General features: G+C 54.6%; 15 protein-coding genes. 8 read left to right on the forward strand and 7 right to left on the reverse strand.

The features are described 5' to 3' along the window. Nucleotides 1–3: 3 nt before the first annotated feature. Both tsaE and ACGHAD_RS14700 read right to left on the reverse strand, forming a co-directional pair. Nucleotides 4–480: a tRNA (adenosine(37)-N6)-threonylcarbamoyltransferase complex ATPase subunit type 1 TsaE gene (gene tsaE, locus ACGHAD_RS14695; protein WP_382417809.1), complete on the reverse strand. Its 477-nt coding sequence runs from the start codon at nt 478–480 to the stop codon at nt 4–6. Next, complete coding sequence (locus ACGHAD_RS14700) at nt 473–1,966, reverse strand: NAD(P)H-hydrate dehydratase (RefSeq protein WP_382417807.1); 1,494 nt, start codon at nt 1,964–1,966, stop codon at nt 473–475. Before ACGHAD_RS14700 ends, tsaE begins: the two co-directional genes overlap by 8 nt. 155 nt (nt 1,967–2,121) lie before the next feature. Here ACGHAD_RS14700 and queG point away from each other — a divergent pair, with 155 nt between their 5' ends. Beyond that, on the forward strand, nt 2,122–3,249 hold the full coding sequence (gene queG, locus ACGHAD_RS14705) for a tRNA epoxyqueuosine(34) reductase QueG (RefSeq protein WP_382417805.1): 1,128 nt from the start codon (nt 2,122–2,124) through the stop codon (nt 3,247–3,249). Between the two features lie 208 nt (nt 3,250–3,457). Further along, a complete protein-coding gene (gnd, locus tag ACGHAD_RS14710; RefSeq protein ID WP_382417803.1) occupies nt 3,458–4,912 on the forward strand; it encodes a decarboxylating NADP(+)-dependent phosphogluconate dehydrogenase in 1,455 nt (484 codons plus the stop codon). A gap of 146 nt (nt 4,913–5,058) precedes the next feature. Here the strand turns inward: gnd and ACGHAD_RS14715 are convergent, their stop codons facing one another. Next, entirely contained in the window at nt 5,059–5,709 is a 651-nt protein-coding gene (locus tag ACGHAD_RS14715; protein WP_382417801.1) for a putative 2OG-Fe(II) oxygenase, read from the reverse strand. A 91-nt stretch (nt 5,710–5,800) separates the two neighbouring features. Further along, nucleotides 5,801–6,355 (reverse strand): oligoribonuclease, encoded by a 555-nt coding sequence (gene orn / locus ACGHAD_RS14720; protein ID WP_382417799.1) that lies wholly within the window; start codon nt 6,353–6,355, stop codon nt 5,801–5,803. Nucleotides 6,356–6,417: 62 nt separating this feature from the next. Between orn and rsgA the strand changes: the two genes are divergently transcribed. From rsgA to ACGHAD_RS14735, 3 genes are all read left to right on the forward strand, one after another. Beyond that, nucleotides 6,418–7,437, forward strand: a complete 1,020-nt coding sequence (gene rsgA, locus ACGHAD_RS14725; protein ID WP_382417797.1) for a small ribosomal subunit biogenesis GTPase RsgA — start codon at nt 6,418–6,420, stop codon at nt 7,435–7,437. A gap of 81 nt (nt 7,438–7,518) precedes the next feature. Beyond that, nucleotides 7,519–8,325: a rhodanese-like domain-containing protein gene (locus ACGHAD_RS14730; protein WP_339615696.1), complete on the forward strand. Its 807-nt coding sequence runs from the start codon at nt 7,519–7,521 to the stop codon at nt 8,323–8,325. Between the two features lie 3 nt (nt 8,326–8,328). Then, nucleotides 8,329–9,249, forward strand: coding sequence for a mechanosensitive ion channel family protein (locus ACGHAD_RS14735; RefSeq protein WP_382417795.1), 921 nt, complete (start codon nt 8,329–8,331; stop codon nt 9,247–9,249). On the opposite strand, the gene ACGHAD_RS14740 is transcribed toward ACGHAD_RS14735, so the two are convergent. From ACGHAD_RS14740 to ACGHAD_RS14750, 3 genes are all read right to left on the reverse strand, one after another. Next, nucleotides 9,241–10,245 (reverse strand): LLM class flavin-dependent oxidoreductase, encoded by a 1,005-nt coding sequence (locus ACGHAD_RS14740; protein ID WP_382417793.1) that lies wholly within the window; start codon nt 10,243–10,245, stop codon nt 9,241–9,243. The genes ACGHAD_RS14735 and ACGHAD_RS14740 overlap by 9 nt on opposite strands. A 119-nt stretch (nt 10,246–10,364) precedes the next feature. Continuing rightward, complete coding sequence (locus tag ACGHAD_RS14745; RefSeq protein WP_382417791.1) at nt 10,365–11,618, reverse strand: glycoside hydrolase family 18 protein; 1,254 nt, start codon at nt 11,616–11,618, stop codon at nt 10,365–10,367. Between the two features lie 105 nt (nt 11,619–11,723). After that, nucleotides 11,724–13,328, reverse strand: a complete 1,605-nt coding sequence (locus tag ACGHAD_RS14750; protein WP_339615692.1) for a nitrilase-related carbon-nitrogen hydrolase — start codon at nt 13,326–13,328, stop codon at nt 11,724–11,726. 140 nt (nt 13,329–13,468) lie between these two features. Here ACGHAD_RS14750 and ACGHAD_RS14755 point away from each other — a divergent pair, with 140 nt between their 5' ends. The 3 genes from ACGHAD_RS14755 (at nt 13,469) to ACGHAD_RS14765 (ending at nt 17,598) form a co-directional block, all read left to right on the forward strand. Beyond that, entirely contained in the window at nt 13,469–15,796 is a 2,328-nt protein-coding gene (locus tag ACGHAD_RS14755; RefSeq protein WP_382417789.1) for a fatty acid cis/trans isomerase, read from the forward strand. Between the two features lie 97 nt (nt 15,797–15,893). Beyond that, nucleotides 15,894–17,018: a DnaT-like ssDNA-binding domain-containing protein gene (locus ACGHAD_RS14760; RefSeq protein WP_382417787.1), complete on the forward strand. Its 1,125-nt coding sequence runs from the start codon at nt 15,894–15,896 to the stop codon at nt 17,016–17,018. After that, nucleotides 16,930–17,598, forward strand: coding sequence for a replication protein P (locus tag ACGHAD_RS14765; protein WP_339615689.1), 669 nt, complete (start codon nt 16,930–16,932; stop codon nt 17,596–17,598). Before ACGHAD_RS14760 ends, ACGHAD_RS14765 begins: the two co-directional genes overlap by 89 nt. Nucleotides 17,599–17,619 lie beyond the last annotated feature (21 nt).

Below are 17,619 nucleotides of genomic sequence, written 5' to 3' on the forward strand. Positions count from 1 at the left end.
GGTTTAAGAGCGTGCAGGCATTGCGGCCAGCACCGCCGCACCAGTATCGGTATGCGCCTCCAGCATAACAAGACGTCCCCCCGCTTGCACCTTGAGCGCAGCGGTTAGATCCGGCTCCGGCAAAATACCGGCGCCGCGCACGGGCCACTCAATCAGGCAAAGGCTATTGTCGGCAAAGTAATCGCGAATGCCCATATACTCCAGCTCTTCCGGGTCACCCAAACGGTACAAATCAAAGTGGTACACCGTACGCGCAGGCAGCTCGTAGCCTTCAACCAGCGTATAGGTCGGGCTCTTAACCGCGCCTGAATGACCAAAGTAACGCAACACGCCGCGCGTCAAGGTGGTTTTACCCGCACCTAAATCGCCATCTAAGTGCACGCTAATACAGCCTGAGCAATGTGCTAGCTGCTCAGCCAAGCACTCGCCAAGCGCGACCGTCGCCGACTCGTCAGCCAGCCAGGTAGACCACTCAGTCACCTAAAAGCTCCCCCACATACGCCAGAATGTCCGTTGCCAGTAAGCTCAACTGCCCGCCATCGGCCGCCGCCAAATCAGCAGCATGGGCGTGCACGCTGGCGCCCAGGTTGGCCGCGTCATAGGCGTTTAGCCCTTGTGCTAACAGCGCCCCCAGCAAACCGCTTAGTACATCGCCCATACCGCCGCTGGCCATACCGGGGTTGCCGCCGCTAATAATGTTAACCGGCCGCTGGGCACCGGCCACTAACGTGCCTGCGCCTTTTAGCAGCGCGACGCCACCGTATTGTTGTTGCAGCTTTTGTACACTGGCGAAGCGCTCGGCTTGTACCTCCGCACTCTCGCAACCAAGCAGGCGCGCCGCCTCACCTGGGTGCGGCGTTAGCAGCCAGTTGTCGCGGGTTTTACCCGCCGGCCACAGACGGCCCTTAGCAATTAAATTTAATGCGTCGGCATCCAGCACTAAGGGTAAGTCGGTGGCCAACGCCTGCTGCAGCATTTGCTCAGACCAAGGCGATTGCCCGAGCCCCGGCCCCACCACCAATACGGTCGGGCGAGCCAGCCACGGCTCGAGCTCTTGGCCCGAAATAACACCACAGGCCATTACCTCGGGCTGGCGCGCCAGCATGGCGGCCACGTGCTCGGGCCTTGTGGCCAAGCTCACTAAACCGGCACCACCGCGCGCCGCGGCCTCGGCGGTCATCATTGCGGCGCCACCGTGGCCCACATCGCCACCGATTACCATCACGTGACCAAAATCACCTTTGTGAGCATCCGCTTGGCGCTCGGGCAGGGTGGCTCGCAAGCTCGCGAAATCTTGCCGACAAACCGTAGCCTCAACCTCATGATAAATCTCATCGGGCGCGGCTAAATCATCAAATACCAGCTCGCCACTCAGGGCTGGGCCACGGCCGGTAAACAGGCCGCGCTTTTTACCGATAAAGGTCAGGGTAATATCGGCGTTAATCGCCACGCCCAGCTCGGCACCGGTGTCGGCACACAGGCCCGAGGGGATATCCAGTGCCAGCACGGGTAATTGGGTGCTGTTAATCTGCTCGATAACTTTGCGATACTCGGGCCGCACCTCGCCGCTTATACCAGTGCCCAACAAACCATCGACAATTACGCCGCTGGTGGGCGCGGGGCCCGGCGGCATCATGATCACGCCCTCTTGGCGGGCGTATTCGTAAGCGGCGCGCGCGGCGGCGCTGAATTTTTCTGGCTCGCCCAACAGCACCACGGTAACCGGTATACGGCGTGTCGCAGCCAATGCCGCCACCACAAAGCCATCGCCGGCATTATTGCCCGCGCCGGCAAAAATCGTAACCTCGTCTGGCTCACTAAAACGCTCTAGCAGTAATTCAAACGCGGCGCGGCCGGCGCGCTTCATTAGTGCCGCTGCCGGTACGCCGCTGGCGATAAACGCGCTGTCAAGGGCGCGCACTTGGGCGGCGGTGTAAAGCGCGGTCGATCGTGTGATGGCACTCATAAAATAGGGAAACCCGCAAAAGTTGGGACAAAAATCAGTACAATAAGCCGACAAAACGCCAGCCCGTATCGTAAAAACGCCATTATAGGGGATGCACGCAAGCAACACTATGCAACAACCAACATGCCGCCCAACGGACGCCAACGAGAACTATTTTGACCACCACCTTTGATTGGGAGCAACTTGCCCGCGATGTTAAACGCTGGGGCCGCGAGCTGGGCTTTCAGCAGGTGGGCATCACCGACACCGACCTCGCCCAACAGGAGCGTGCGCTACAGGCATGGCTGGCAAAAGGCTATCAGGGCGATATGCAGTGGCTCGCCGAACACGGCAATAAGCGCTCGCGCCCGGCCGAGTTAGTGCCAGGGACACTGCGAGTCATCTCAGCGCGGATGGATTATTTGCCCGGCGATACGCAGCAAATAAAAGTGCTTAAAAACCCCGAAAAAGCCTACGTTTCTCGCTACGCACTGGGGCGCGACTACCACAAATTAATTCGCAAGCGCCTAGCCACGCTGGGGCAGAAAATTGAAAGCGCTCTGCCCGATGAATTAAAGCCCAAGGGCGATCAACAAATGCGCGCGCTGGTGGATAGCGCCCCGGTCATGGAGCGCCCGCTGGCCGATAAAGCTGGCCTGGGCTGGACCGGCAAACACACTTTAATACTCAACGATAAGGTCGGCAGTTGGTTTTTTTTGGGCGAACTCTACACCTACCTGCCACTGCCGGTCGATGTCAGTGAGCAGCCCAATCGCTGCGGCGACTGCACCGCCTGCTTAAAAGTCTGCCCCACCGACGCCTTCCCCGAGCCCTACACACTGGACGCCCGGCGCTGCATCTCGTATTTAACCATCGAGCACAAAGGCGCCATTGCTGAAGAGTTTCGCGAGCCTATGGGCAACCGGGTATTCGGCTGCGACGATTGCCAGGCCATATGCCCTTGGAACAAATACGCCACTCCTACCCTTGAGCCCGACTTTTTACCGCGCCACGGGCTGGACAACACCGACCTGCTCACGTTGTTTAAATGGGACGAGGCGACGTTTTTAAAAAATACCGAGGGCTCGGCCATTCGCCGAATCGGGTTTGAGCGCTGGCAGCGCAACCTCGCCATCGGCTTGGGCAATGCGCCCTCACAAGCAGACATTATCACCGCCCTCGAGCAGGCACTGGGCCATGTTAGCCCCATGGTCGATGAACACATCCAGTGGGCCCTTGCGCAACAGGCCAACCCCAACCGGCGCCGGCGGCGTAAAATCAAACAGCCGTCCAGTAAGCGATAACACCCCCGAAGCAACCGGTTTCAAGGTCTTATTAACCCTTCACTATTGCCGTCATAGTCAATAAAAATAGGCCCTGACAAGCAAAAGCCCAGATTTTCGGGTACAATTGCCGCCCTCTGTGGCCCAGCCGCAAATGCCCAGCAACACCTGACGGCGTTAACCGGTCACACAGCTCTCTTATACTAACCACTGAAAAATACGGTCCGCTATGAAAACACTGTCTGATATCGGTTTAGTCGGTCTCGCCGTTATGGGTGAGAACCTTATCCTCAACATGGAAAGCAAAGGCTTCACAGTAACGGCGTACAATCGCTCTGTGGACAAGGTCACCAACTTTATTGAAGGTCGCGCAGCGGGCAAAAACATTCGCGGCGCCGAATCGATTGAAGAACTGGTAGCATCGCTCGAAAAGCCCCGCAAAATTATGCTGATGGTAAAAGCCGGCGCACCGGTTGACGCATTTATCGAGCAACTGATCCCGCATCTGGACAAAGGCGACATCATTATTGATGGCGGTAACACCCACTTCCCCGACACCAACCGCCGCGTTGAATACCTGCGCGAGAAAGGCATTCACTTTATTGGTGCCGGCGTATCCGGTGGCGAAGAAGGCGCACTCATTGGCCCATCCATTATGCCCGGTGGCGCCCCCGAGGCATGGGAATATGTTAAGCCTATTTTTCAAGGCATCTCGGCCAAAGTTGAAGACGGTTCACCTTGCTGCGACTGGGTTGGCGAAAATGGCGCCGGCCACTTTGTCAAAATGGTGCACAACGGCATCGAGTACGGCGACATGCAGTTGTTGTGTGAAGCCTACCAAATCATGAAAGAACTACTGGGCATGAGCGCCGATGAAGTCCACCAGGTATTTGCCGAGTGGAACAACACCGAGCTGGACTCCTACCTCGTTGAAATCAGCCGCGACATCATGGCCTACAAAGACGAAGACGGCGAGCCACTGGTTGAGAAAATCCTCGACACCGCCGGCCAAAAAGGCACCGGCAAATGGACCGGCGTGGTCGCGCTGGACTTTGGCGTACCGCTCACCCTGATTGCCGAGTCGGTATTTGCCCGCTGCATCTCAGCACTTAAAGACGAGCGCGTAGAAGCCTCTAAAGTACTTACCGGCCCCGCGAAAAACTTTACCGGCGACAAAACCGCGTTTATCGAAGACTTACGCCAAGCCGTACTGGCCGCCAAAATCGTCTCTTACGCGCAGGGCTATACCCTGATGCGCGAAGCGGCTAAAGAGTTTGGCTGGCACTTAAACTACGGCGGCATCGCTTTAATGTGGCGCGGCGGCTGTATTATTCGCTCGGCCTTTTTGGGCGACATCAAAAAAGCCTTTGATAAAAACCCAGAGCTTAACAACCTGCTGCTGGACGACTACTTCAAAGACGTCGTCGTTAACTCGCAACAAGGCTGGCGCAACGTCGCCGCTACCGCCATCACCAACGGCGTACCGGTGCCTTGCCTAACTGCAGCACTGAACTACTTTGACGGCTACCGCACCGAGCGCTTGCCCGCCAACTTGCTGCAAGCGCAGCGCGACTACTTTGGCGCCCACACCTACGAGCGCTTAGACAAGCCACGCGGTGAGTTCTTCCACACCAACTGGACCGGTCGCGGTGGGGATACGGCGTCTACCACTTACGATGTGTAAGTAGTACGGTAAACGGTGGACGGGGAATGGTAAACGACCACTGAGATTAAAAACGGGGAGCTTTGGCTCCCCGTTTTTATGTCGATAGCGCGCTCATCACCAAACACACGCAACATTAGCCAGCGTTCAACGTTCAGATAAATCAATTACGGCAATGGTGGAAAACCCACCTCGACAATCAAGCAGGTACGCGGGCTTTCGCTTTCATGGACCGACGTTGCGTGTAAAAACTTAGCGTCGTGGCACACTAGCCGGCCAGCCTTGGGCGATACCCGAAACTGCTTTTCCGCCGGATATTCAAAGTAACGACCACCGCGCATTTCACTATCATTCTTATCATCGATAAAAATAAGATCAGCGCTAGCCTCCGGCACTTCGTGATAGTAAATCGCCACCAAATGAGGTATTACCGAGGTTCCCAGGGCGTGGCGATGCGCAATGGCATCACAGTTTTTATACATCTTATTAGCCCAGCTTCGATGGAATTTGAACTTACGAATATCTCTTGTTTCATTAAAGCCAAGCTGTAACGCGGCATCAAACATGCTTTTTAATATCCAAACCCCCAGCGAGCTGTTTTTAAAATCAAGCAAATCAGTTATCGCATGAGTCTCATAAAGATGTACGCTCGACAACGCTCTACCGCCCTGAGCGTCTTCAACGTTTTTTTCTGCCTGCACCGCAGGAAGGCTAAACAGCTCATTTAGCACTTGATCGACACGCGGACTTTCTCTCAGAGCATCTTGCTCATCCAAATCGTAAATACAGACACCCGTGTCGAATATAGGTACAAACATAGAAGACTCCCAACAATAATCTCTACAGCAAATTACTGCTACTCACCGAGGCGGCAGCCTCACTCATCGCTGTATACCCAAGCCGCTACGGCTACCCTAAATTAATAAACTCTGCTCGGTAATGCACTAACTCGGCAATCGAGTCTTTAATATCATCCATGGCCAAGTGTGCGCCGGACTTTTTAACGCCGTCTAGCACTTCCGGCTTCCAGCGCCGGGCTAGCTCTTTTAGGGTGCTGACGTCTAAGTTACGGTAGTGAAAGTAGCGCTCTAGGGTGGGCATGCCGCGGGCGAGAAAGCGTCGATCTTGGCAGATGGAGTTACCGCATATAGGGGATTTTCCGGCGGGCACCCATTGCTGCAAAAACTCGATGGTTTCCGCTTCCGCTTCGGCGGCGCTGACTTTGGAGTTTTGCACCCGCTCGGTCAGGCCGGATTTGCCGTGCTGGCGGGTATTCCACTCGTCCATACCGTCTAAAAAGCTCTGCGCTTGATAGATGGCATGGACGGGGCCTTCGGCAAGAACATTAAGATTGGCATCAGTGACGATGGTGGCGATTTCGATGATAACGTCGCTGTCTGGGTCGAGACCGGTCATTTCTAGGTCGATCCAGATCAGATTGTCATCGTTGGAGGTAGGGTTCATACCGTGTTTTCCTTTACAATGATGTTTTCAGCATCTTAACATCTACTGACCGAGACGTGCCGTTGAGCAAACGCAAACTGACAAGACGCCAATCATGGCGGATCGAGAAGATTCAAAAAGAGCGTGAAAAGCGTGTCTCGCGGCGTGACGACACCGCCGACGCCAAGTTGGGCGAAAGCGATTTGGGCCCGGAACAGGACGGCTTAATTGTCACTCACTACGGCACTCAGGTGATGATTGAAGACGCCGAGCGGATGCGCAAACGCTGCCATTTTCGCAGTAATTTGGGCGGGCTTGTCACCGGTGACAAGGTAATCTGGCGCGACGGTAACCCCTACGGCGTAGTGGTGGCCAAACGCGAGCGCGAGTCGGCCCTAAGCCGGCCCGACCCCTACGGCGACATGAAGACGGTCGCGGCCAATATCGACCGTATCGCCATTGTGGTTGCCCCCTACCCCGAGCCGCACTTTAACTTGATTGACCGCTACCTAGTGGCCGCCGAGGCGATTGGCATTGAACCGGCGCTGGTCATCAATAAAGTCGATTTAATTGATGACCAGCAGCGGGCTAAAGTCGAAGCCATTGCCGCGCTTTATACCCAGCTTGGCTATCAGGTACTGCGCGCTTCCGCCAAAAATGATGAGGGGCTCGAGCCACTTAGAGCTTATCTGGCCCACTTTACCAGCGTTTTTGTAGGGCAGTCGGGGGTCGGTAAATCATCCCTAGTGAATGCGTTGCTCCCCGAGAGCAATATTCGTGTCGGGGGCTTAAGTGAGCGCCAAACCGGCACCCACACCACCACCAGTGCACAGCTGTTCCATATCCCCACCGGCGGCTGTTTAATCGACTCGCCCGGGATTCGTGAGTTTGGTCTGTGGCACATAGCCCCGGATGATGTGCTAGCGGGCTTTAAGGAGTTTCGACCCTATATCGGTTACTGCAAATTCCGCGATTGCTCACATACCCACGAGCCGGGCTGTGCTATCTTGGAAGCGTTAGAAACGGGCGACATTAGCCCTGGCCGACTGGCTGGCTACCGCCATATTCTGGCGGATTTGCACCCGGGCCGAGGGAGCTATTAAGCTCACGAACAACTGTCATCATGATCTGCACCATCGCGCGGCGCGTATACCGCACTGCAATTGATAAGTAAGGATAGCCGTATGTCCACCCTCCCTTTAATTGTCGAGCCTGCCGAGCTGTTGCCCCTTTTAGACGGGCCAGCGGCGCCGCTGATTGTGGATTTATCCAGCGAGGCAAACTACCGTCGCGGTCACATACCCGGTGCCGCCCACGTGCCGCCGCAAATGCTACTGTGCAACCGACCGCCGGCACCTGGACGTATTGCCCCGGTTGAGCAACTGAACCGGTTATTTACCTACCTAGGGCTCACACCAGAAACCCACGTTGTGGTTTACGACGACGAGGGTGGCGGCTGGGCGGGCCGCTTTATTTGGACGTTGGATATGATTGGCCACAAGCATTATAGCTATCTCAATGGCGGCCTACATGCATGGCTAAATGACGATTTACCGGTTACCCAAGCCGTGGAAGACCCCAATACCAAACCCATTGAGGTAGAAATAAGCCCCGAACGCCTGATTGAGATTCCCGACATTTTGGCGGGACTTGAGACGCATTCGATTCAAATCTTAGACGCTCGCAACCCTGCCGAATACAGTGGCGAAAAAGTGCTGGCGCAAAAAGCCGGACATATTCCCGGCGCCATCAATGTGGAGTGGACCGAGCTGATGGACCGCGATAATAGTTTGCGCATTCGCTCTGACGCGCGCGAGTATTTAGCCGAGCGCGGTATTACCGGCGACAAAACTATAATCACCCACTGCCAAAGCCATCACCGCTCGGGCTTTACCTATTTAGTGGGCAAATCCCTCGGCTTTGACATTGAGGGTTACCACGGCTCTTGGTCTGAGTGGGGCAACCACCCGGACACACCGGTCGAGGTATAACCTGTGTCAGACTGGCTCGACATCACCTTATTAAAAGTCGGTGAATACACCCTTACGACGGGCGCCTTACTGGCCAGTATTGTGGTGCTGATTGCGACTTTCGTCATTGCCTCGCTAGTCAGCCGCACGATCACTCGCGTTGCGCTTCATCGTCACTCGACGGTAGCGCATCAGCTTTATACCGTTAACCGTATTGTCTATTATTTTTTAATTGTCTTAGGCGCCATAGGCTCGCTGTCGGTGCTCGGGTTTCAACTCGACAAACTAGTCATCATCGGCAGCGCGCTGGGTATCGGTATCGGCCTCGGGTTGCAGTCGATTGTTAATAACTTTGTTTCGGGCATTATCATCCTGCTGGAAAAGTCCATTAAAGTGGGCGACTTTATCGAACTGGAATCGGGCTTGATGGGCGAGGTGCAAGAAATAAAATTGCGCTCGACGTTAATTCGCACCGCCGATAACGTCGACATTTTGATTCCCAGCTCTGAGTTTATCAGCGGTCATTTAATTAACTGGACGCTGGAAGAGAACATTCGCCGCTTTCGTATTCCGTTTGGTGTGGCTTACGGCTCGAACAAAACCTTAGTGCGCGATGCAGTACTAAAAGCCGCCGCCACCGTGCCCTATACGTTAAGTGATGAGAAACACAAACCTGTGGTTTGGATGAGCGGCTTTGGCGACAGCAGCTTAGATTTTACCTTGGGTGTCTGGGTCGACCCCGTAGCGGTAAAAAGGCCCACCCAGGTAACGTCTGATTATGTCTGGGCTATCGATGATGCGCTACGCGAGGCGGGTGTAGAAATTCCATTTCCGCAAAGAGATTTGCATGTGCGTTCCAGCGCCATTAGCTTTGGACACGAGCCCGAGGCAAAAGCCGACACTATCGACAAAAGCATTCAAGCCAAATCACCGGAGTCAGACTGAGCCGCGCATTTGCTCGGCGACAATTTGCAATGAGGTCAACCGGTCTTGCGGCTCAAAAAAGCTGCCAGCAAAAATAAACTCGTCAGCACCAGTATCTTTAGCTAACTGTGTTAATTTACGCTTCACGGTACTGGGGCTACCCACCACAGCTATTTGATGAAAATCCCGTATATGCTGCGCCTCGACCGGGTTCCACAAACCCTCCATCGATTTTACTGGCGGCCGCAACCGCAGGTGCTCTCCGCGCAGCAGAGCCAAAATACTCTGCTGCGCCGTGGTAAATAAGTGCTCCGCCTGTTCATCGGTTTGCGCGGCAGCCACCGGCACACCAATCGCGGCATAGGGTTTATCCAACACCTCAGAGGGCTGAAAGCCCGCGCGATACACGTGCAGTGCCTCCAGCATTAAACGCGGCGCAAAGTGCGAGGCAAAGGCAAATGGCAGGCCGCGCTGAGCCGCCAACTGCGCGCTGTACAAGCTGGAGCCCAACAACCAAACCGGCACATGACTCCCCTGTCCCGGTACCGCCATCACATTCTGACCACTGCAAGCGTCGCCTAAAAAGTACTGCAGCTCGGCCAACTGTTCAGGAAAGTCATCCACGCCGCTTTTCATATCGCGGCGCAGAGCGCGCATCGTCGCGCCATCACTACCCGGGGCACGGCCCACCCCTAAATCGATACGGCCGGGGTACAGCTCGTGCAGTGTCCCAAAATGCTCGGCAACCATAATGGGGGCGTGGTTAGGCAACATAATACCGCCCGCTCCGACGCGAATCCGCTCGGTGGCGCCAGCAATATGGCCGATCAGGACACTAGTCGCGGAGCTACCAATACCGTCCATACTGTGGTGCTCAGCCATCCAGTAGCGCTGGTAACCCAGCGCATCGGCGTGACGCGCGCTGGCAACCATGCCAGCATAAGCGTCACCATAACTGGCATCAATGCGCGCGTGGGCTAAATCCAATACAGAATAAGCGATATCACTAAGAGACATAAAAAGCTCCGGCCTACAACGTTCGAGGGGCGCTCAGCATAACGCGCCCTCGCGCGCGCCGGGTAAAAGATTCGTAAAGCGGGTGACTTGTTTAGTCACCCGCAAGCGTCAGTGAATAATTAGTGGCAACCGTGAAAACCTGATTGAATGGCGTCCAGCAGTTGAGTTTGATAGTCCGAGGTATATTGCCAAAACATAACACCTGCAAGCCCCTTATCGTGAATGTAATGGGTTTTGGCCGCCAAGGATTGCGGGTCTTCGTAGCTGATAAAAATACGGTCCGCTTCGCTCCATAGCCACGGCGCCTTAGCCACGTCATCCCAGTAGCGAACAAAACCATTTTTGTTAACCAGGTTGGGGGCCAGGTTATTAAACCGCGAACTGCCATAAGGGTTTTCACCAGCCTTGGCGAGTTGTTTATAACCGTTAGCGTTGGCATCAACCTCAGTCCAGTGACGACCGTAAAACGCCACCCCCATCACCAGTTTGTTCGCAGGCACCCCAGCGGCAATGTGATTGCGTACCGCATCGTCAGCTGATTGCCCGCTGTCGTCATCGGGGTGTGCATAAAGCGCTGCATGATGCCCGGTTCTTTGACCATCCGCCGGAAAGTTAAAATCGTAGGCCATAATATTGATGTAATCGAGATACTTTTGCCAATTGCCGATATCACTTTTTGCCAAGTAATCGGGAAACCCACCGGTGGCGATGGTGAGTAACAATGACCTTTCCAGCTCGGTCTCTAGCGAATCAAACGCAGCGCGCAAATCTTTAAGCAGCAACGTAAAATTAGTGCCATCTTCTGGGCGGTGCGTATTGCCAGCCCCAGCAAGGCCAGGATACTCCCAATCAATATCAATACCGTCAAGCTGGTGACGTTTAACAAAAGCGACAGCGCTATCGATAAACTTTTGGCGCGACGCCTCGGTTAATGCGACATCGGAAAAGTCCCCCGACCAAGTCCAACCGCCTACCGACGATAGTATTTTCAAATCGGGGTTACGCTTTTTAAGCGACTGTAGGGCGCGATAGTTTTGATCGTCAAAAGCAAAGCCATTAACGATTTTGCCATCTTTAATATTAGAAAAAGCATAATTAATGTGGCTAAGTTTTTCGGCAACGATAGTATCGGGGTTTAGTGGTTGTTCGGGGCTAAACACATATCCAATAACGACCTTGTGTGTCGTACTTTTTTTTGAGGTGTCATCGGCGGTGCCATGATGGTGCCCGGCATGCGCCATCTGAGCGCGGTGCGGCGTTGACGTTGACATTGACGCCGGAGTTTGCGATTGCGGCTGCGCGTGCGAAACCGGCTCGGCGCGTAACGCGCCCGACAACGCACACAGCGCCAGTAAAACTATTATTTTATTCATCTGGTGATTTCCTTTAAGAGTGAATCACCTATCATGCTCAACTGAGTTTTCATTATCGGCGGCACCGCGCACTGGGCGCCGCTCGTCATACTATTTTGCGGGCAATTATTCGCCCGATTTAATCGGCTTAATACGATCGCCCTTCCACACCATTCGATACAAGTCGTGCCGACGGTCTTTTAAGTTTTGTACCGTACCGCTGTTGCGCGCCATCAATAGTGACTCGGGCCGCAAATCGGCAAACGCCACTGTCTCGACGTTGGGCGTGGTATCAGCGGCAATACCATCTCGGGCAAAAGCAAAGTCGCAGGGCGTTAGGATACAACTTTGGGCATATTGTATATCCATGTTCGCCACGTTAGGCAAGTTGCCCACGTTACCGGACATTACCACATAAAACTGATTCTCTACAGCGCGTGCCTGGCACGAGTAGCGCACCCGTAAATAACTTTGTCGCTCGTCGGTACAAAAAGGCACAAATAAAAACTGGATACCCTGATCCGCCAAGTGTCGGGCCAGCTCGGGGAACTCCGAGTCGTAACAAATCAGTACGCCAATTGGTCCGCAGTCGGTATCAATGGCCTGCAAAGTGCTACCGCCCTCAATGTCCCACCAATATACCTCATTGGGTGTGGGGTGAATTTTAGGCTGCTCAAAGGTGCGGCCATCGCGCAAGAATACGTAGGCGATATTCTCAATACGGCCATTTTCCACTCGCGTTGGGTGCGACCCGGCAATAATATTTACGTTATAGTGCAACGCCATATCGCGAAATGCTTCTTTTAAACGCGGCGTGTACTTGGTGAGCGCCTCAATGGATTCGTGAGGCGACAGTTCCTGATCTTCAATCGACAGCAGCTGCAGTGTGACCAGCTCGGGGAACACTACAAAATCACTTTTGTAGTCGGCCACCACGTCAACAAAATATTCGATGTATTTAATAAACTCGTTAAACGAGCTAACGCGCCGCTGCATATACTGCACGGTTGCCACTCGCACCACCTCTGGCATGCGCACGCCGAACTGTTTGGTGGGCATATCGTCGATACCCGGCACCTTAGGGTTTTCCCATTTCATGTGCGCGGCGTAGCCCAACGACTGCTTATCTTCATCGAGGTAGTTGGGGATAATGCCGATTATTTCAAAGCCATTGCGCAACTGAAACGACAACACGGGGTCTTTGGCTTTTTTATGTACCACCTGATCAATGTAGTTCTCGACCGTTTTAAACTTTTTAAGGCGACGCGCCAAGTTAGGCATACGACCGGCAAAGACAACGCCTTTTAAACCCAGCGATTGACACAGTTTTTTGCGCTCGTTGTACAACCGCTGACCAATGCGATAGCCGCGATAATCGTTGTCGATGCACACTTCCATGCCGTACAACCAATCACCGTTAATATCGTGCCGCGAAGCGTAGCCGTTACCGGTAATCTCGACCCAGGTATGGGGCTTTAGCGCGATTTTGCCGGCAATACGAAACGTGGCGCTATAGCCCACCAGCACATCGCCTACCATCACCACGATTTGACCCTGCGGAAAGTTATTAATCTGCCCGACAATCGGCGAGCGGGCATAGGCGTCCATCCCCTCGGGGGTGTAGACCCGATCAGATAGCTCCACGATCGCATCGACATCGGCCAAGGTGGCATTGCGTACCGTCAGGTGCGCTTTGGGGTCTTCGAGCTTATTGCCAGGAGGATTTGCCATGATTTACCTATTTGCCTTGTGTGGTATTACCGGCGTGAACAGTGCCGTGAATGAACATTGCGACACTTTAAAACAAAGTCGCTGTGTTATGCTATGGCGGTTATCGCCTCAATATTGGTACTGCTGCTCGGATCACCCTTATGCCCTCTCGCCGTTTTCTTATCCTTACCGCCCTACTTGTGGTTGGCTGCGCTGTTATGGGGGCCTCCGAGCTCAACCAACGCTTTGGTAAACCGCAGCCGCGTGAGGTTAGCGCCGGCTCGGATGCGGATGAGTACCAACGCAACATCCGGCCACTATTAGAAAAGCGCTGTACCGTATGCCATGGCTGCTACGACGCCCCCTGCCAATTAAAGCTGGACTCGTACGAGGGCCTGCTGCGCGGCGCAAACCAAGAAAAAGTCTACGATGGCACCCGTCTGCTTGGGGCCAATCTAACCCGCCTATTTCAAGACGCCGACACCACCAGCGCCTGGCGCGACAAAGACTTTTTTCCTGTCATCAACGAGCGCCGCAACACCCCTAAAGCAAACCTTAGTGCTGGCGTAATGGCCCGTATGCTCACGCTCAAAAGTGCTCACCCGCTGCCTAGCAGCCAAGTGTTGCCCGATACGTTTGACTTCTCGACCGGGCGCAGCCAGCAGTGCCCCAAAATCGAAACCTTTGACAGTTTTGCCGCCGACTACCCGCTGTGGGGCATGCCCTTTGGCTTGCCCGGGCTGCCCCAAAACGAGCATAAACGCTTAATGAACTGGCTGGCCCACGGTGCCGACGGTGGCCCGGCAAAATCTGTCTCGCCGAGCATACTAGATGACATTGAACACTGGGAGGCGCTATTAAACGGCGACAGTTTTAAACAACGGTTATTTGCGCGTTATATTTACGAGCATTTATTCATCGCCTCAGTGCACTTTGCTGACAACAGCCAAGACTCGTTTCGACTGGTCCGCTCAGCAACCCCACCGGGTAAGCCGCTAGAGCGCATCAGTACGCGCCGTCCCTTTGACGATCCGGGGGTGGACCGGGTGTACTACCGGTTTTGGCTCAACCCTTCCAGCCGCTTAGCCAAAACCTACCTACCCTATCGGCTCGACGATGCGCGCATGGATCGCTGGCGCGAGTGGTTTTTGGACGCCGATTACCAAGTTGCGCAACTGCCGGGGTATGAGCCGGACATATCGGCCAACCCGTTTGTAAGCTTTAAGCAAATCCCGGTGCAATCGCGCTATCAATTTTTGCTGGACGAAGCGCAATTTACCATCATGAACTTTATTAAAGGGCCCGTGTGTCGCGGACAAGTAGCGCTGAATGTTATCCAAGATCATTTTTGGGTCTTTTTTGTGTCACCCGAGGCCAGCCGTACCGAGCGCGAGGGCGAGTTTTTAGCCAACAACGGACAGTTTTTACAACTGCCGGCCGAGGCGGGCAACACCTTTAGGCCAGTGAGCCGCTGGCTAAAATACGCCGACTTACAGCGCGAGTATTTGGCCCGTCGGGCCGAGCACATCAGCAGCGTTATTGACAACACCGGCCCCGTAACACTCGACAGTGTGTGGGACGGCAACGGCAACAATGACAACGCCGCCCTGACCATTTTTCGTCACAACGACAGCGCCTCCGTCGTAAAGGGCCTGATCGGCCAGCAGCCTAAAACCGCCTGGTTGATTAACTACTCGCTGTTAGAGCGCATTCATTATTTGTTGGTGGCCGGATTTGATGTCTACGGCAATGTCTCACACCAGCTATTAAGCCGCCTGTACATGGACTTCTTGCGTATTGAGGGTGAAATGAATTTTGTCGCCTTTTTGCCTAAAGACAGCCAAGATGAGGTGATTGACCACTGGTATCGCGGTGCGGAAGAAGAGATCAGCAGCTTTTTAGACAACTATCTCAATCGGCTACCGCCGGTAGACGGTGTCAAATATGACAGTAACGACCCAAAATCTGAGCTGCTCACACTTTTGACAAAACGGGTCGCGCCCGCCTACCGACACAGCGCGCCCTACCAACAGTTGCAGTGGCCCCAAGAGCAAACCAGCGCACTCACGACGCTGCAAAGCATTACCGGCCAAGCCGCTAATATTATGCCCGAGGCCAGTATTATCTTAACCCCGCAAGGCGGTTTGTTTACCCTACTACGCAACAGCGCTCACAGTAGCCTGACATCGCTACTGCGCGAAGAGGAGCATCGCCTACCCGGCGAGGACGGCTTAACCGTTACCGCCGGTATTATCGGCGCTTACCCCAACAACTTCTGGCTGGTCGAACATAATAAGCTCGACGAATTTGCCACTGCCATTAGCCAGCTGCAGAGCGAAGACGACTACCGGCGCCTGAAAAACCGCTACGGAATCGGTCGCTCTGACCCCAATTTTTGGGATATCAGCGATCGGGTTCACGCCATCTACCGCACATATCAGCCGCAATCGGCCGGGATTTTGGACTACAACCGGCTCGAAAACCGCTAGCGCGGCCAAGTAAAAGCCGTGGCGCCCCTATCGCAGGGGCGCTCACCACGCAAAAGCCCCTACAATCACCGCCCCGAACAATGCTAAAGTGCACCTTATGACCTCGACCTTACTGCCCGAAAAACCGCTGTTACTCTCCCCCTCTCTGGCCGCCACCATCGGCCTGGAAGAGGCGGTGATGCTCAGCACCCTGAGCGAGCTAGTAACCGCCGGGCAGGCACCAAATGCCGTTAGCTTAAGTGCCGCTGGGGCCGTCGAGCGTCTGGGCTTTTGGAGCCCTGAAGACGTCCAGCGGATTAGCAAAAACCTGCAAGAGAAGGGTTTAATCGATATTTTAAGCCCGCCGTTCACCGCCAGCGGTGAGCTCCGCGTGTGCTTTGCTGCAGGCGTCATCGCCGAGCCCGTGTCAGCGAGCGCGCCGGCACCAAAGCCAGCGCCGCCCCCACCCCCTGCGGTACGCCAAAGCAACACCATTGGTGCTCAGTGGCAACCCGATAGCGAGCTAATGGCGCAAATTGCGCAATACAACATTCCCGACTATTTTATTCGCCAGCAGCTGCCTGAGTTTGTCACTTATTGGCGCGAACGCGGTGAAGCGCACCACGCGTGGGGCGCTAAGTTTTTAAAGCATGTGGTGCGCCAGTGGCGCGAACACGAAACCGGCCTGTTTAAACGCGACCAGGACGCCGCCATGCAAGAGGCCTGGCGCCCCTCGCGCGATGCCATGCAATTGCTGGTGCGCAACGCCGGTATCAGCCAGGCCTTTGTGGAAGATGCGATACCTGAGTTTGTGCTTTACTGGCGCGAGCGCGGCGATGTGGGGCGCACCTGGAACAGTAAATTTATTCAACACGTTAAGCGCCAGTGGGCGCGCTACACCAGCGCGCTGGAGCACGATACCGCCCCCCAGCGGATCGCGCCCGATTGGCAGCCCAGCCGCGATGTTTACGACGTGCTAAAACTGGCCAACATTGACGTCGCTTTTGCCCGCAGGCAGGTGCCAGAGTTTGTTTTATTTTGGCGCGACAGCAACCAGCTTAACGCCTCGTGGAACACCAAGTTTTTACAACACGTTAAACACCACTGGGCACGCCAGCACGCGCTCAATGCTCAGCCGACACAGGTACATAGCCATGCAGGACAGCAACAAACTACTGCAACAAGCGCAACGCGAGATCGAAGCCTCATCGAAGACCTCACCGACCGCAGCTGGGCCAGCTGAGGGCCATACAGCACCCAGCGATGCTCACATTGATGCACTCAATGAGGTGTTTGCGCTGTTTCGTATTAATTACCACAACCAATATTACAAAGCCTACAGTGATGGCGCGGTACTGGGGCAAATCAAAAAACTGTGGTTAGAGTCTCTGCAGCGCTTTGAGCCAGACACCATTCGTCGCGGCGCCCGGGAAGTGATTGAAACCTCCGAGTATCTGCCGACCCTTAATAAGATGATGGTGGCCTGCCAAGGTGACCCGCGCAAACACGGCCTAAAAGACCCGCACTCCGCGTACGTAGAAGCCTGCCAAGCGCCCTCGCCCAAAACAACGTTTCAATGGAGCCACCCCGCGGTTTATTATGCCGGCCGCGCCAGCGATTGGTATTTTTTAAGCAGCAGCACAGAGCGCACAGCGTTCCCTGTTTTTGCACAGCATTACAAACGTTTGTGCGAGCGCGTAATTAACGGCGAGACATTAACTGCACCCGATACACCGGCCTTGCCCGAGCATACCGAAACCCCCTTGAGCAATGAAGAAAACTTGCGCCGCATGCAGGCATTGCGCGAATCGTTAGACATATAAAACACGCTAACAATAACGAGA

Source organism: Gilvimarinus japonicus, assembly GCF_042847215.1.
In the GTDB taxonomy this organism is placed as follows: domain Bacteria; phylum Pseudomonadota; class Gammaproteobacteria; order Pseudomonadales; family Cellvibrionaceae; genus Gilvimarinus; species Gilvimarinus japonicus.